We start from the raw sequence: 15,130 nt of genomic DNA on the forward strand, positions 1-15,130 counted from the left end.
GCCATGGCGCCACCCCTTCTTCGCCTCGACGGTATCAAACTTACATTCGGCGGTACGCCGCTTCTGGATGGTGCGTCGATCTCGGTTTCGCAGGGCGACCGCATCGCGCTGGTCGGTCGCAATGGCTCCGGCAAATCAACCCTGCTCAAGATTGCGGCCGGCCTCGTTGAGTTTCAGGATGGTGATCTATTTCGGCATCCATCCGTGACAATCCGATATCTGCCGCAGGTTCCCGACATGGAAGGCTTTGCCACGGTGCGCTCCTATGTTGATGCCGGGCTTGGGCCTGCCGACGATCCTTACAGGGTGACATACCTGCTGGAACATTTAGGACTGACAGGAGAAGAAGATCCCAAAAGCCTGTCCGGCGGTGAAGCGCGTCGCGCGGCCCTTGCAAAGGTACTGGCACCCGAACCGGACATTCTGCTGCTTGATGAGCCAACGAACCATCTCGATCTCGCCACCATCGAATGGCTGGAAGAGGAGCTCAACCGCTCATCCTCCGCACTCATCGTCATCTCTCATGATCGCCGATTTCTTGAGCGCGTCTCCCGTGCAACGGTATGGCTGGACCGTGGCCAGACGCGCCGACTGGACAAGGGATTCGCACATTTCGAAGCATGGCGCGATGTGGTTCTCGAAGAGGAGGAGCGCGATCAACACAAGCTTGGCCGCCAAATCGTGCGCGAGGAGCACTGGCTGCGCTACGGCGTGACTGCAAGGCGCAAGCGCAACATGCGCAGGCTCGGCGAATTGCAAACCATGCGCCAGAGCTATCGTGGCCACCGCGGCGCTGAGGGCGTCGCTAAAATGGCGGCCAGTGAGGCTGCTGAATCCGGCAAACTGGTAGTCGAAGCGAAATCGATCTCCAAGAGTTATGGCGAACAGATCATCGTTAGCGACTTTTCCACCCGCATCCAGCGTGGCGACCGAGTCGGTTTTGTCGGGGCCAATGGTGCTGGCAAGACAACGCTGTTGAAGATGCTCACAGGAGAATTGGCTCCCGACAGCGGCTCGGTGCGTATCGGCACCAATCTCGAAATCGCCACACTCGACCAGAAGCGCGATGCCTTCGACCCGGAGGAATCGCTGATGCACTTCCTCACGGACGGGCGGGGCGAAACCGTTGTCGTCAATGGCGAGGAGCGCCACGTCGTCTCCTATATGAAGGATTTCCTGTTCAAAGCCGATCAGGCGCGCACGCCGGTGCGCGAACTTTCAGGTGGCGAGCGCGCACGGCTGATGCTGGCGCGCGTTCTGGCTCGCCCGGCCAACCTTCTGGTACTGGACGAGCCGACCAACGATCTCGACATGGAAACACTGGAGCTTTTGCAAGAGCTTGTCGCCGGCTTTGCCGGAACCGTCATCCTCGTTAGTCACGACCGCGACTTTCTCGACCGCACAGTAACAAGCGTAGTTGCCCCCGATGGAAACGGTGTGTGGGTGGAGTATGCTGGCGGCTACGCAGACATGCTGGCGCAGCGCGGGGGCAAGAAGCTCGAGGATCGCAAGGCGCGCAGCAAAGCCGAGGGGCCGTCATCTCCCACTGCATCAGCCTCAGCGCCGCTGAGAGAGAAAGATGCTTCGAAAAAGCTTTCCTACAAGCAGAAATTCGCACTTGAGCAATTGCCCAAGCGCATGGAAGCCATCAACGCATCCATTTCCTCCCTTGAAAACTCGATAGCCGATCCCGCCTTCTACGAGCGCGACCCCAAAGGTTTCCAGAAAACTATCGCCGCGCTCGACAAGGAGCGCGTAACGCTTGGCAAGCTCGAGGAGGAATGGCTGGAACTAGAGATGCTGAAGGAGGAGATAGAGGGCTGAGAGGTTATCGCCGCATTCGACATGCAGTGTCATGGGTTTTTGCCCTGTCTAGGCCGATTTGCCCATGGCAAGCTTCATGGCCAGGCCTTCCATGCGTTCGGCCAGTCCGCTGAGCGCTCCGGTTAGTGCGGCGTCGTTCTTGTCGGCCTTGCTCAGCGCTTCATCACGCGTCTTGCGAAGCGTGGTGACTTCGCTTTCCATCCCCTTGATGCGTTTTTGTAATTCCGAAAGCTCGTCCATCACCATGATGCCGGCCATGACGGTCAACCGTTGGTCGCCGATTTCACCGAAAGACGATTTAAGATGCGAGACATAGCGGTCAAATCGGTCGCCGAGATCGGTCAGGTGCTCTTCCTGCCCCTCGTCGCACGCCATTCGATAGGCTTTGCCGTCGATTGTCACCGTGACCTGAGCCATCGCCAAAAATCCTATCTGTCGAGAACAGCGCGGATGGTTTCCATCGCCGTCACGAGCCGGCGCGAAACTTCTTTGTTCGCTTCTTCCAACCGGTCTGCCCGCGCTTCCGAGCTGTCGAGTTCCTGCGCAAGGCGCGCGCGATCAGCGTTCATCCGCTGAACTTCGGCCTCGGCTTCGGAGTAATCCTGCTCCTGCTCACGCCGCGCCTCGAACGCATTTTCCAGCGTCTCGATCGCCTTGCCCAGCCGCGCAATGACCTCTTTGAGTGTTGTTTCTCCGGTCATGGCCTCAATTCCAAGCCTGCCGCCCCCGAATCGCACGCGTTCATAACGTGTTACTAAAGAAACATTATGCAGCGGTTGAATAAGCGTCAATGTGGGATACCTCGCTTTCCCCCGCTATCGACGAGCAGCTGCTTGCCAGCGAGACCAATCGGACCCCAATTTATTGACAGAGCGGGCGCAACTGCTATGTGTCGCGCGGCTTTCACCGGGCGCGTCCTGCCCGTATTTTCCAGCGACAAGCGAGACCCCCATGACCCAACGCGACCAGCACGACAAGATGGCAAACGCGATCCGCTTCCTTTCCATGGATGCCGTTGAGAAGGCCAATTCCGGTCATCCAGGCCTGCCGATGGGCGCGGCCGACATCGCTACGGTGCTGTATACGCGGTTTTTGAAGTTCGATGCGAAAGCCCCGCATTGGGCCGATCGTGATCGTTTCATCCTTTCCGCCGGCCACGGCTCGATGCTGCTCTATTCGCTGCTCTATCTCACCGGCTACGAGGATATCACTCTCGACGAGATCAAAAATTTCCGTCAGCTGGGATCGAAAACTGCCGGCCATCCTGAATATGGCCACGCTGCCGGCATTGAGACCACCACCGGCCCTCTGGGTCAGGGCCTGGCGAATTCGGTCGGCTTCGCGCTCGCCGAGCGCATCATGAACGCCGAGTTCGGCGACGATCTTGTTGATCACCACACATATGTGCTCGCAGGTGACGGCTGCCTAATGGAAGGCATTAGCCAGGAAGCAATTTCGCTGGCCGGTCATCTAAAACTCTCGAAGCTCATCGTGTTTTGGGATGACAACAACATTTCCATCGACGGCGCAATTTCGCTGGCCGATTCCACCGATCAGGTGGCACGTTTCAAGGCCTCGGGCTGGAACGCCAGCCATGTCGACGGCCACGACCCGGAGGCGATTGCAGCTGCCATCGAAGCGGCCCAAAAATCCGACCGCCCGACAATGATTGCGTGCAAGACCACCATCGGTTTTGGCGCGCCAACCCGGGCCGGCACCAACAAGGCCCACGGTTCACCGCTTGGAGCCGAAGAAATCGCCGGTGCACGCAAGGCGCTGGGCTGGGACTTTGCGCCGTTTGAAGTTCCCGCCGATATTCTCGACGCATGGCGCGCGGCAGGCAAGCGTGGCGGCCAAGACCGTAGCGGTTGGGAAAAGCGGCTTGCAGCAGTTGAAGCCGGCATCCGTAGCGAGTTTGAGCGGCGCATGCGCGGCGAACTCCCCGGTGGACTCGATTCAGCAATTGCCGATTACAAAAAGAAGCTCGCCTCCGACAAGCCAACGGTCGCGACCCGCAAATCAAGCGAAATGGCGCTTGAGGTCATCAATGGCGCGATGCCGGAAACCATTGGCGGCTCGGCCGATCTCACCGGCTCCAACAACACCAAAACCAGCCAGACCAAAAACATTACCGCTGACAATTTCGGCGAACGTTACATCCATTACGGTATCCGCGAGCACGGTATGGCTGCGGCCATGAACGGCCTGGCACTGCATGGCGGCGTCGTGCCTTACGGTGGCACCTTCATGTGTTTCTCGGACTATGCACGTCCAGCCATGCGTCTGGCATCATTGATGGGCATCCGCTCCATCTTCGTCATGACGCATGACTCCATCGGCCTTGGCGAGGATGGCCCGACCCACCAACCTGTCGAACACATGGCAGCACTTCGCGCTATCCCGAACCACAATGTGTTCCGCCCGGCCGATGCCATGGAAACTGCCGAATGCTGGCAGCTTGCTCTCCGTTCGGAAAAGACGCCTTCGACCCTCGCCTTGACCCGTCAAAATCTGCCGGCGGTGCGCACCGAAGCCTCTGCAGAAAACCTCTGCGGCTACGGCGCTTATGAACTGGCAGCCGCCGATGGGGAGGCCGTTGTGACTATCTTCGCGTCGGGGTCAGAAGTAGAAATCGCCCTCGCAGCCCGCGAGCTTCTCCAGAGTCACGGCCACGGTACCCGCGTCGTTTCGGTGCCCTGCTTCGAACTGTTCGAGAAGCAACCGGATGACTACCGCCGCAAGATGATCGGTGACTCGTCGGTAAAAATGGCGATCGAGGCCGGCATTCGACAGGGCTGGGATGCCTTCATCGGTTCCGACGGGCTCTTTGTCGGAATGAACGGTTTCGGTGCGTCCGGCACTATCGAGCAGCTTTATGCGCATTTCGGCATCACCGCCGAAGATGCAGCAAAGGCTGCCGAGACCAGAATTCACGGCTGAGCGCCGGACGTCTGGACCCATCAAATATCGTTGCTTCGGCTGGATTGTTGGCTGAAGCAACGGTATGAACCGTGCTTCCCGGCTCGCACATGCTGCAGCCGGGCTCAGAACAATTCTCGTCCTACCGCGCACCCTTGCCTCCAGGAGACCAACCATGACAGTCAGAGTTGCCATCAACGGATTTGGCCGTATCGGCCGCAACATCGTGCGCGCGATTTATGAATCGGGGCGCAAGGATATCGACATCGTCGCCGTCAATGACCTGGGCCCGGTCGAGACTAACGCACATTTACTGCGTTTCGACAGCGTGCATGGCCGCTTCCCGCATGAAGTCACCGTCGACGGTGACTCCATCTCGATTGGCAAGGAAAAGTTCAGGGTCACCGCGATCAAGGATCCGTCGCAACTGCCATGGAAAGAGCTCGGCGTCGACATCGCGATGGAATGTACCGGTATCTTTACAGCGCGTGACAAGGCTGCAGCCCACCTGACAGCCGGCGCCAAGCGCGTCCTGATCTCGGCACCTGGCGACGGCGCTGACCTGACGGTGGTCTACGGCATCAACCACGACCAGATCACGAAGGACCACCTTGTGGTCTCCAACGCGTCCTGCACCACCAACTGCCTTGCACCGCTGGCAATGGTGCTCAACGAGACCGTCGGCATCGAAAAGGGTATGATGACGACGATCCATTCTTATACAGGCGACCAGCCAACCCTCGACACCATGCATAAGGATCTGTATCGCGGCCGCGCGGCCGCGCTTTCGCAGATCCCGACCTCGACGGGTGCCGCCAAGGCCATCGGCCTCGTCCTGCCTGAGCTGAAGGGCAAGCTCGACGGCATTTCGATCCGCGTACCGACGCCGAACGTCTCGCTGGTGGATTTCAAATTCATCGCCAAGCGCGCTACAACGGTCGAAGAGATCAACAATGCTGTTATCGCTGCCTCCAAGGGCAAGCTCAAGAACGTGCTTGCGGTGACAATGCACCCGAACGTTTCTATCGACTTCAACCATGATCCGGCGTCGTCCACGGTGGCGCTCGACCAGACCAAGGTCATGGACGGCAATTTCGTCTCGGTGCTGTCGTGGTATGATAATGAATGGGGCTTTTCCAACCGCATGGGCGACACGGCGGTCGCCTTCGGAAAAACCATCGCCTGAGCCTGCTAAAGTATATTTTTTTCAAAACGCCCGGCATGCCGGGCGTTTTTCGTTTAGGCTTGTGCCAAATAATTTTAATGCTGAAGCCGTAACAGGATCAAATACTTGCTGCGGCCTTGTCTTCGCCGCACTCTGCGGCGACGCAGGAAATCACCAGGGAAAACACGCGCGCATGGATCAGACGATATACCTCGTAACGCTCGTGTCGACGGCCCTTGTGCTGGCGGCGGCGTTTTCGAGCCTTATCGCCTTCCGTTTCGGCGCCCCACTGTTGCTGCTCTTCCTTGCCATTGGTCTCATAACCGGCGTGGACGGCCTTGGCATCCGCTTCGACAACGCGTCGCTCGCCTACTTCATCGGTTCTCTGGCGTTGGCGATTATTCTCTTTGATTCAGGTTTTGGCACTCCACTGACCGCCATGCGTCAGGCAGGTCTTCCGGCCCTGTCGCTCGCCACGATCGGCGTCGCGCTCACCACGCTGATTTTCGGTGCTGCCACCTTCTACCTGACTGAGCTTAGCTGGCTGGAATCTTTTCTGCTGGGCGCAGCCGTTGCGTCAACGGATGCAGCGGCGGTGTTTTTCCTGTTGCGCGCGGGCAATTTGTCGCTCCGCGACCGCGTGCGCTCAACACTCGAAATCGAATCCGGCACCAACGATCCCATCGCCATCTTCCTCACTATAACTTTGGTGGAAGTGATTTCCCTCGGTGCGGATCCGCAAGCCCAGGTCCTGCTCACTGACCTCATCGTCGGCTTCATAAAGAACATGGGGCTTGGGGCGCTTGCCGGCGTACTGGGCGGAATGGCTATCGTGCGCCTGGTCGACAAACTCAATCTCGACAGCGGTCTTTTGCCGATTTTTGTGCTCACTCTTTCGCTGCTGGTCTTTGCCGGTGCCGGCACGATCGGAGGCTCAGGATTTCTCGCCGTTTATGTTGCCGGTCTGGTTGCCGGCAATTCCCAAATTCGAGCAACCAATATTCTTAAGCGTTTTCAAGACGGTATGTCCTGGCTGGCGCAGATTATCATGTTCCTGGTGCTCGGCCTGTTTGCGACGCCTTCACAATTCCCCGCGATCCTGCTGCCTGCAGTGGCACTTGGCTTGTTTCTGATTTTCATCGCGCGACCGCTCGCCGTATCGCTTTGCCTTTTGCCCTTTCGTTTCGGCCGCGCGGAGACGGCCTTCGTCTCGTGGGTGGGTCTGCGCGGCGCTGTGTCCATCCTGCTGGCGTTGACACCATTGATTGGCGGGCTGGCGCATGGTGGCCAGATTTTTAATATCGCCTTCATCGTGGTTCTGGTTTCGCTTGTCGTGCAAGGTTGGACAATCGGCCCAATAGCACGGCGGCTTAAGCTGATCGTACCGGCGCGGCTTGGCCCGCTCGACAAGGTTGAGCTTGAACTGCCGGGTTCAGCCCACCATGAGCTTCTGGCATACACCGTGGCTGCCGGCAGCCCGGTGGCGCGCGGGCAGCGCATTCCCCGCTGGGCAAGGCCTTCGCTGGTTGTGCGCGACGGGCGCTCCATGCGGTTTCAGGATGCTGGGCGCATTGCTGCTGGCGACCACGTCTACATCTTCGTGCCCGACCGCTACCCGCGTTTGCTCGATCGTCTGTTTGCCAGCCGGACCGAAGTTGACCCGGAAGACGAGGATTTCTTTGGCGCATTTGCCGTCGATCCCAACCGCCCCGCCACCGAACTGGAGGCCGCATACGGCATCGGGCTGACCGATGCAGAGCAGACAATGACGGTTGCCGCCCTGCTCAACGAGCGGTTTGGCGGTCGTGCCGAATATGCCGACCGGGTCATGGTCGGGCCGATCGAGCTGATCGTGCGCGATGTCGACGAGAAAGGCCGGATCATCTCGGTCGGACTGTCGACCGAGCCCCTTGCGATCCAGCCTACTGTGCCCGTATTCCTCAGCATCGCCGAAATTGGCGACCGAGCCCGTATTTTCTGGGTCAATTACCGAGCCAAAAAGCGCGCCCAACGCATCGTGGCGCAAGCCCGCAAAGCCGAAGAAGCAGCCACCTCTGATGGATAGATCTTCGTGACGTGGACCATTTGCGCCGGTTTTCCTCGAGGCACCTCAATGGCTTGACGAACAAGGCGCCGATAACGACGGACAATCAATCCACAAAGCGGAGCACAGCGAGCATTTGCTCCGGGTTTGGCGCCAGAACGGGCCGTTGCGCCCCGTAAAATGCTCCGTCCACGAAATGCCCGCATCACCCTTGCATCCAGTCCTGCGCGCGATATGGTCCGCCGACTTTATTGAGGAGAAATTTCGCGATGGCCAGCTTCAAGACGCTCGACATGATTGGTGATGTGACAGGCAAGCGCGTGCTCGTTCGGGTCGATCTCAACGTGCCCATGTCGGACGGCAAGGTGAGCGATGCCACCCGCATCGAACGCATTTTGCCGACCCTTACCGAGCTTTCACAAAAGGGTGCCAAAGTTATTCTGCTTGCGCATTTTGGCCGTCCCAAAAATGGACCCGATGCGTCCCTTTCACTCCGGCCGGTTGCTGAGGTGACTGCTGCCATGTTGAACCAGCCTGTCGGCTTTGCTGCCGACTGCGTGGGGGCAGAGGCCGCTTCGACGATCAACGCCATGGCGAATGGCGATATTGTTCTGCTCGAGAACACACGTTTCCACGCGGGTGATGAAAACAACGATCCTGAATTCGCCAAGGCGCTTGCCGCCAATGGCGATATCTTCATCAATGATGCGTTCTCGGCTGCCCACCGCGCCCATGCCTCGACCGAAGGATTGGCCCATCTTCTCCCGGCCTTTGCCGGGCGCACCATGCAGGCCGAACTTGAAGCGCTGGAAAAAGGTCTCGGCAAGCCCGCCAAGCCGGTTCTGGCGATTGTTGGTGGTGCCAAAGTTTCCACCAAGATCGATCTCCTGATGAACCTGGTGAAGAAGGTCGATGCGCTGGTCATTGGTGGCGGCATGGCCAACACGTTTCTGGCCGCGCGGGGAACCAGCGTCGGCAAGTCGCTGTGCGAGCATGACCTGGCCGGCACCGCCAAGCTGATCATGATCGAGGCGGCCACCGCCGGCTGCGCCATCATCCTGCCGGTCGATGGTGTCATCGCCCGCGAGTTCAAGGCCGGCGCTGCCAGTGAAGTCGTTGGCATCGAACATGTGCCCGACGATGCGATGATCCTCGACGCCGGCCCCAAAACCATCGAAGCCATCAACGCCTGGATCGACCGTGCCGCGACGCTGGTCTGGAACGGCCCGCTCGGCGCCTTCGAGATCGAACCCTTCGACCGCGCAACCGTTGCGGCGGCAAAACACGCCGCCGCACAAACACGCGCCGGCGCTCTGGTCTCTGTCGCCGGTGGCGGCGACACGGTCGCCGCCCTCAACCATGCCGGCGCTGCCGACGATTTCACCTATGTCTCGACCGCTGGCGGTGCGTTTCTCGAATGGATGGAAGGCAAGCCGCTGCCGGGAGTGGATGTGCTGAAGGGGTGAGGCGTTCGAGATAAGAACGCCTTGTTCCATCGCATCAATGCGGCTATATGACTACTGTAGTCACATTGGAGTTGGCAGATGCGGGAAATTCAACTCAAGGACGCCAAGGCGACACTTTCAGCTGTGATCGATCAGGCCGTGAACGGCAATCCGGCGATCATCACCCGACACGGCAGGAAGGAAGCAGTGGTTCTTTCCTTCGACGAGTTTGAAAAGCTGTCCCGCGTTCCAAGCTTTGGACGCTTGCTGACGCTATTTCCAGGCGATGAAAGTGATATCCAGGCGCTGGCAAACAAACCAGGCCGTGCTGTCGATCTCTGATGTTTCTGGTCGATACGAATGTCATCTCGGCGCTGGCTCCCTCCAAGCGGCGGAATTTTGAGCCGCTGGTCGACTGGTTCGATAAAGCCAGTCCGCAGCTCTTTCTGTCGGTCATCACCGCTGCGGAAGTCAAAGCCGGTATCGCGAAGGCCGAGCGCGAAGGTGCCTTGACCAAGGCACGGGCGCTTGGAGAATGGTGGGAGAGCATAGAATTCCTCTATGCAACGAAACTTCTGCCATTCGACTTGGAGTGCGCCCATGCTGCCGGCCGGATTCTTGATGTCGCACGCGCTCACCAGCCGGGGTTCGAAGACATTGCGATAGCAGCTACGGCTCAGGTCCATGGATTGAGCGTTCTGACCCGCAATCTCAGGCATTTCGAACCTCTGGGTGTTCGCACGCTAGACCCCTTCGTGACACTGCCGGAACTATAGATTGCAAGGGGCTTGCGTGCCTGTAATCCGCTCACCTTCGTGAAATGACGCGCAACCATGCGATGCGCTTTGGTCCAGTGATGCCCCAACGGACTTGACCCGTACGCTGGTGCGGCGTTCGGCTTGCGCTTTATCGCGCCTCCTCCGGCTTGCCGGCCACCATCACCCCATCCCTTAACCACTCACCCCACATATTTTGAACATTCGACTTGATTGCAAGACACATGTTCATTATTCATGGGACTGCGCGAAGTCACTCGGGAGGAATGAAGATTGACCATCAACGTCGCACCAACCGGACTTGCGCGCGATCTTCTGGCGCGCGCTGAGACTGGCAAACCGATCCGCATCGGGCTGATTGGCTCTGGCGAGATGGGAACCGACATTGTTACGCGCGTCGCCCATATGTCCGGCATCGAGATCGGCGCTATCAGCGAACTGAATATTCCCAATGCCCACAAGGCTGTGGACATTGCATTCCGCGAGGAAGGCCATTCGCGCGAGGCCACCAATGCCAGCGCCATGACAGCCGCGATGGAAGCCGGCAAAATAGCCGTCACCAATGATGCCAGCCTGATCATCGAAAACGATCTGATCGACGTCGTGATTGATGCCACCGGCGTGCCATCTGTGGGCGCCGAGATCGGCCTGCGCGCCATGGAGCACGGCAAGCATCTGGTGATGATGAATGTTGAGGCCGACGTCACCATCGGCGCTTACTTGAAAAGCGAGGCCGACCGGCTGGGCGTCACCTATTCGCTGGGTGCCGGCGACGAGCCATCTTCCTGCATGGAACTGATCGAGTTTGTCTCGGCTATGGGCCATCCGATTGTGGCCGCTGGCAAGGGCAAGAACAACCCGCTCAACATCGACGCCATCCCGCCTGAATATGAAGAAGAAGCCGCGCGCCGCCATATGAATGTGCGGATGCTGGTGGAATTTGTCGACGGTTCCAAGACCATGGTCGAGATGGCGGCTATCGCCAACGCGACCGGGCTGGTGCCCGACAAGCCAGGCATGCATGGTCCAGCTGCAACGCTGGCCGACCTGTCCAAAGTGCTGGTGCCGGAAAAAGACGGCGGCGTCCTCTCAAGGGTCGGCGTTGTTGACTATTCGATTGGCAAGGGCGTTGCGCCGGGCGTGTTTGTCATCGCCGACATGTCGCATCCACGCATTTCCGAGCGGATGGAAGATCTGAAGATGGGCAAGGGTCCTTACTTCACCTTCCACCGGCCTTACCATCTGACCTCGCTGGAAGTGCCGCTGACCTGCGCCCGCGTGGTGCTCTACGGCAAGGCCGACATGGTGCCGCTGGCAAAGCCGGTGGCAGAAGTGTGCGCCGTTGCCAAGAAGGACATGAAGCCCGGCGAAAAGCTCGATGCCATCGGCGAATATTGCTACCGCGCCTGGATCATGACGGCGCCTGAGGCGCGCGCCGCCAAGGCCGTGCCCTGCGGGCTGTTGCAGGGTGGCTCGGTCACCGCGCCGATCCGCAAGGGCGAGCTGATCACTTATGCCAATGCGACGCCTGCTGCGGGATCGAAGATTGCCGAACTGCGCGCCCGGCAAGACAAGCTCGTCTATGGCGCAGGAGCATGACCATGGCGACCGCACGCAAGGCCGAAGCACCCGACACCACCAACCTGCCCTTCGCCTTCCGGCAGTATGATGCCGGCCAGTTGAAGGAAGTGCTGCGCAAGATGTACCTGATCCGCCGCTTCGAGGAAGGCGCGGAGGATTGCTACACGCGCGGTCTGATCCACGGCACGATGCATCTTTCCATCGGACAGGAAGCCAGTGCCATGGGCATCTGCATGCCGCTGGCCGAAGACGACCAGATCACCTCGACCCATCGCGGCCACGGCCACTGCATTGCCAAGGGCGCGGAAGTGAAGCGCATGTTTGCAGAATTCTTTGGCAAGACCACAGGCTATTGCAAGGGTCGCGGCGGCTCGATGCATATTGCCGATGTGGCCAAAGGCAATCTCGGTGCCAATGGCATCGTGGCCGGCGGCATCCCGATTGCGGTGGGCGCTGCCCTGTCCTCCAAGATGATGAAGACCGGCAAGGTTGTCGTCTCCTTCTTCGGCGACGGTGCCAACAATGAAGGCGCATTCCACGAAGCGTTGAACATGGCGTCGATCTGGAAACTGCCGGTCATCTTTGTATGCGAAAACAACGGCTATGGCATGTCGACCTCGACCGAGCGCTCGACAGCCGTAAAGAACATCGCCGACCGCGCCGCCGGCTATTCGATGCCGGGCGTGATTGTCGATGGCAACAATTTCTCCGAAGTGGCGGAAGCCTCTCATGCGGCGATAGAGCGGGCGCGCGCCGGCGAAGGCCCGACCCTGATCGAGAGCAAGACCTACCGCTACCGGGGCCACTCCAAGAGTGACCGCAACCGCTATCGCACCAAGGAAGAGATCGAAGACTGGATGACCAACCGCGATCCGATCACCCTGTTTGAGCAGGAACTGCGTGAATTCGGCATCATCGACGACAGTGGCATCGAGGCTATCCGCGAGAGCGTGGCACAGGAGATTGCCGCAGGCATCGACTTTGCCAAGGAAAGCCCGATGCCGGAAATCGCCAACCTGACCGACTATGTCTACACGGAGCATGCCTGATATGGACGCGATGGTGCGTGAACTGAGCTACGCCCAGGCGATCCAGGAGGCGATGGCAATCGCCATGGAAGCCGATGAGCGCGTGTTCTTGATGGGCGAGGACATTGGCGTCTATGGCGGCGCCTTTCAGGTGACCGGCGATCTGGTCGAGCGCTTTGGCACCGACCGGGTGCTGGATACGCCGATCTCCGAGCTTGGTGGCGCCGGCGTCGCTGTGGGCGCGGCCATGACCGGCATGCGCCCCATCTTCGAGTTCCAGTTCTCCGATTTCGCGACGCTGGCAATGGAACAGATCGTCAACCAGGCAGCCAAGATGCGGTTCATGCTGGGCGGCGAGGTTTCGGTTCCGGTGGTCATGCGCTTTCCCGCTGGTTCAGGCACCGGCGCGGCAGCCCAGCACAGCCAGAGCCTTGAAGCCTGGCTTGGCCATGTACCCGGCCTGAAGGTTATACAGCCGGCAACGCCTTATGATGCCAAGGGCATGCTTCTGGCAGCCATTGCTGATCCTGACCCGGTGATGATTTTTGAGCACAAGCTGCTCTACAAGATGAAAGGCCCTGTGCCCGAAGGCCACTACACCGTGCCCATCGGCAAGGCCGAGATCCGCCGCGAGGGCAAGGACCTCACTATCGTCGCCACCGCGATCATGGTGCACAAGGCGCTGGAAGCGGCAGAGGCTTTGGCCAAGGAAGGGCTCGATTGCGAGGTGGTTGACCTGCGCACCATCCGCCCGATGGACAAGCCGACGATCATCGAAAGCGTCAAGAAAACCTCGCGGCTCCTTTGCGTCTACGAGGCCGTGAAGACACTTGGCATCGGCGCTGAGATCAGCGCCATGGTGGCCGAGAGCGAGGCTTTTGACTATCTCGACGCACCCATCGTGCGGCTGGGCGGCGCGGAAACGCCGATCCCCTACAATCCTGAACTTGAAAAGGCGACGGTGCCGCAGGTGCCGGACATTATCGAGGCCGCGCGCGCGCTCATCACGGGAAAGCGCTAGAAAATGCCGGTCGAGGTCATTCTCCCAAAAGTCGATATGGATATGGCGACCGGCCAGATTTCGCGCTGGTTCGTCGAGGAAGGCGCTGCGGTCAAGCAGGGCGACGTGCTTTTCGAGATCGAAACCGACAAGGCGGCGATGGAAATCGACGCGCCGGCAAGCGGGATCATCCGCAATATTTCCGGCAAGCAGGGGATTGATATCCCGGTCGGGGAGGCCGTCGCCTGGATCTTTGCGGAAGGCGAAGCAGCACCGTCAGCGCCGACGCCACCTGACATCTCGGCTCTGGCCGAAACCTCTGTTCCCGCTCCATCCTCCCAGGAGCGCGCGGTCGATGCCGGCCCCCCCGCTGCTGTTCCAGAAATGGAACGCAGCGGCGGCTCGGCCCGTGCTACCCCGCTGGCGCGGCGTGTTGCCCACGAGGCAGGGCTGGATATCGCAACGATACCCGGCTCCGGTCCGAAAGGCCGCGTGGTCAAGGCCGATGTCGAGGCTGCGGTTGCCGGTGGCGGTGCCAAGGCGCCAACCACCTCTGCTTCTGCTTCCGTCAGTGCAGCGCCTGCAAAACCAATGTCCGACGATGCCGTGCTGAAACTGTTCGAAGAAGGTTCTTACGAGCTCATTCCGCATGACACCATGCGCAGAACCATCGCAAGGCGGCTGGTCGAGGCCAAGACCACGATTCCGCACTTTTATCTCACGCTCGATTGCGGGCTGGATGCGCTGTTGGCGCTGCGCAGCCAGCTCAACGCGGCGGCACCCATGCGCAAGACCGATGCAGGCGAGGCGCCGGCCTACAAGCTTTCGGTCAATGATTTTATCATCAAAGCCTATGCGCTGGCGCTGCGCGATGTGCCGACCGCCAATGTTTCGTGGACCGAGGCCAACATGGTGCAGCACGCTCACGCCGATGTGGGTGTCGCGGTTTCGATACCGGGCGGGCTGATCACGCCTATCATCCGCAAGGCGGAGGAAAAAACGCTGACGACGATCTCGGCAGAGATCAAGGACATGGCCGCGCGGGCCCGCAACAAGAAGCTGAAGCCCGAGGAATATCAGGGCGGCAGCGGGGCGGTTTCCAATCTCGGCATGTTCGGCATCAAAGACTTCGCCGCCGTCATCAACCCTCCGCACGCAACGATCCTGGCGATCGGTGCCGGCGAAGAGCGCGCGGTGGTGAAGGACGGCAAGGTTGACGTTGCAACCATGATGTCGGTGACGCTATCGACCGACCATCGGGCGGTGGATGGCGCGCTGGGCGCCGAACTTCTGGTCGCCTTCAAGCGCCACATCGAAAACCCGATGGGAATGCTGGTCTAGTAAGTGT

General features: G+C 59.7%; 13 protein-coding genes. 11 read left to right on the plus strand and 2 right to left on the minus strand.

Annotation, left to right across the window (positions count from 1 at the left end):
* Positions 1 to 3: 3 nt before the first annotated feature.
* On the plus strand, positions 4 to 1,824 hold the full coding sequence (locus GA830_RS03745; RefSeq protein ID WP_195163771.1) for an ABC-F family ATP-binding cassette domain-containing protein: 1,821 nt from the start codon (positions 4 to 6) through the stop codon (positions 1,822 to 1,824).
* A 48-nt stretch (positions 1,825 to 1,872) separates the two neighbouring features.
* On the opposite strand, the gene GA830_RS03750 is transcribed toward GA830_RS03745, so the two are convergent.
* On the minus strand, positions 1,873 to 2,241 hold the full coding sequence (locus GA830_RS03750; protein WP_195163772.1) for a cell division protein ZapA: 369 nt from the start codon (positions 2,239 to 2,241) through the stop codon (positions 1,873 to 1,875).
* Positions 2,242 to 2,252: 11 nt separating this feature from the next.
* A complete protein-coding gene (locus GA830_RS03755) occupies positions 2,253 to 2,525 on the minus strand; it encodes a DUF4164 domain-containing protein (protein ID WP_195163773.1) in 273 nt (90 codons plus the stop codon).
* Positions 2,526 to 2,775: 250 nt separating this feature from the next.
* Here GA830_RS03755 and tkt point away from each other — a divergent pair, with 250 nt between their 5' ends.
* The 10 genes from tkt to GA830_RS03805 all read left to right on the plus strand — a co-directional run bounded on the left by tkt (position 2,776) and on the right by GA830_RS03805 (position 15,123).
* Complete coding sequence (gene tkt, locus GA830_RS03760) at positions 2,776 to 4,764, plus strand: transketolase (RefSeq protein WP_195163774.1); 1,989 nt, start codon at positions 2,776 to 2,778, stop codon at positions 4,762 to 4,764.
* Between the two features lie 154 nt (positions 4,765 to 4,918).
* A complete protein-coding gene (gap, locus tag GA830_RS03765; protein WP_195163775.1) occupies positions 4,919 to 5,929 on the plus strand; it encodes a type I glyceraldehyde-3-phosphate dehydrogenase in 1,011 nt (336 codons plus the stop codon).
* A 172-nt stretch (positions 5,930 to 6,101) separates the two neighbouring features.
* Positions 6,102 to 7,973, plus strand: coding sequence for a potassium/proton antiporter (locus GA830_RS03770; protein ID WP_195163776.1), 1,872 nt, complete (start codon positions 6,102 to 6,104; stop codon positions 7,971 to 7,973).
* 248 nt (positions 7,974 to 8,221) lie between these two features.
* Positions 8,222 to 9,418, plus strand: coding sequence for a phosphoglycerate kinase (locus GA830_RS03775; protein ID WP_195163777.1), 1,197 nt, complete (start codon positions 8,222 to 8,224; stop codon positions 9,416 to 9,418).
* Positions 9,419 to 9,496: 78 nt separating this feature from the next.
* Positions 9,497 to 9,739, plus strand: coding sequence for a type II toxin-antitoxin system Phd/YefM family antitoxin (locus GA830_RS03780; RefSeq protein ID WP_195163778.1), 243 nt, complete (start codon positions 9,497 to 9,499; stop codon positions 9,737 to 9,739).
* Positions 9,739 to 10,173: a type II toxin-antitoxin system VapC family toxin gene (locus tag GA830_RS03785; protein WP_195163779.1), complete on the plus strand. Its 435-nt coding sequence runs from the start codon at positions 9,739 to 9,741 to the stop codon at positions 10,171 to 10,173. The genes GA830_RS03780 and GA830_RS03785 overlap by 1 nt, the downstream gene beginning before the upstream one ends.
* A 273-nt stretch (positions 10,174 to 10,446) precedes the next feature.
* The gene (locus GA830_RS03790) at positions 10,447 to 11,772 is read left to right on the plus strand and encodes an NAD(P)H-dependent oxidoreductase (protein ID WP_195163780.1); all 1,326 of its coding nucleotides are present in this window, start codon (positions 10,447 to 10,449) and stop codon (positions 11,770 to 11,772) included.
* Between the two features lie 2 nt (positions 11,773 to 11,774).
* On the plus strand, positions 11,775 to 12,803 hold the full coding sequence (locus tag GA830_RS03795; RefSeq protein WP_195163781.1) for a thiamine pyrophosphate-dependent dehydrogenase E1 component subunit alpha: 1,029 nt from the start codon (positions 11,775 to 11,777) through the stop codon (positions 12,801 to 12,803).
* Position 12,804: 1 nt separating this feature from the next.
* The gene (locus tag GA830_RS03800) at positions 12,805 to 13,803 is read left to right on the plus strand and encodes an alpha-ketoacid dehydrogenase subunit beta (protein ID WP_195164753.1); all 999 of its coding nucleotides are present in this window, start codon (positions 12,805 to 12,807) and stop codon (positions 13,801 to 13,803) included.
* Positions 13,804 to 13,806: 3 nt separating this feature from the next.
* A complete protein-coding gene (locus GA830_RS03805; protein WP_195163782.1) occupies positions 13,807 to 15,123 on the plus strand; it encodes a pyruvate dehydrogenase complex dihydrolipoamide acetyltransferase in 1,317 nt (438 codons plus the stop codon).
* The last annotated feature ends 7 nt before the right edge of the window (positions 15,124 to 15,130 follow it).

Origin of the sequence: Mesorhizobium sp. NBSH29 (assembly GCF_015500055.1) — a bacterium.
Taxonomy (GTDB): domain Bacteria; phylum Pseudomonadota; class Alphaproteobacteria; order Rhizobiales; family Rhizobiaceae; genus Neomesorhizobium.

Coding starts and splice junctions, on each gene's coding strand:
- GA830_RS03745 (WP_195163771.1), top strand. CDS start 4: ATGGCGCCACCCCTTCTTCGCCTCGACGGTATCAAACTTACATTCGGC.
- GA830_RS03750 (WP_195163772.1), bottom strand. CDS start 2,241: ATGGCTCAGGTCACGGTGACAATCGACGGCAAAGCCTATCGAATGGCG.
- GA830_RS03755 (WP_195163773.1), bottom strand. CDS start 2,525: ATGACCGGAGAAACAACACTCAAAGAGGTCATTGCGCGGCTGGGCAAG.
- tkt (WP_195163774.1), top strand. CDS start 2,776: ATGACCCAACGCGACCAGCACGACAAGATGGCAAACGCGATCCGCTTC.
- gap (WP_195163775.1), top strand. CDS start 4,919: ATGACAGTCAGAGTTGCCATCAACGGATTTGGCCGTATCGGCCGCAAC.
- GA830_RS03770 (WP_195163776.1), top strand. CDS start 6,102: ATGGATCAGACGATATACCTCGTAACGCTCGTGTCGACGGCCCTTGTG.
- GA830_RS03775 (WP_195163777.1), top strand. CDS start 8,222: ATGGCCAGCTTCAAGACGCTCGACATGATTGGTGATGTGACAGGCAAG.
- GA830_RS03780 (WP_195163778.1), top strand. CDS start 9,497: ATGCGGGAAATTCAACTCAAGGACGCCAAGGCGACACTTTCAGCTGTG.
- GA830_RS03785 (WP_195163779.1), top strand. CDS start 9,739: ATGTTTCTGGTCGATACGAATGTCATCTCGGCGCTGGCTCCCTCCAAG.
- GA830_RS03795 (WP_195163781.1), top strand. CDS start 11,775: ATGGCGACCGCACGCAAGGCCGAAGCACCCGACACCACCAACCTGCCC.
- GA830_RS03800 (WP_195164753.1), top strand. CDS start 12,805: ATGGACGCGATGGTGCGTGAACTGAGCTACGCCCAGGCGATCCAGGAG.
- GA830_RS03805 (WP_195163782.1), top strand. CDS start 13,807: ATGCCGGTCGAGGTCATTCTCCCAAAAGTCGATATGGATATGGCGACC.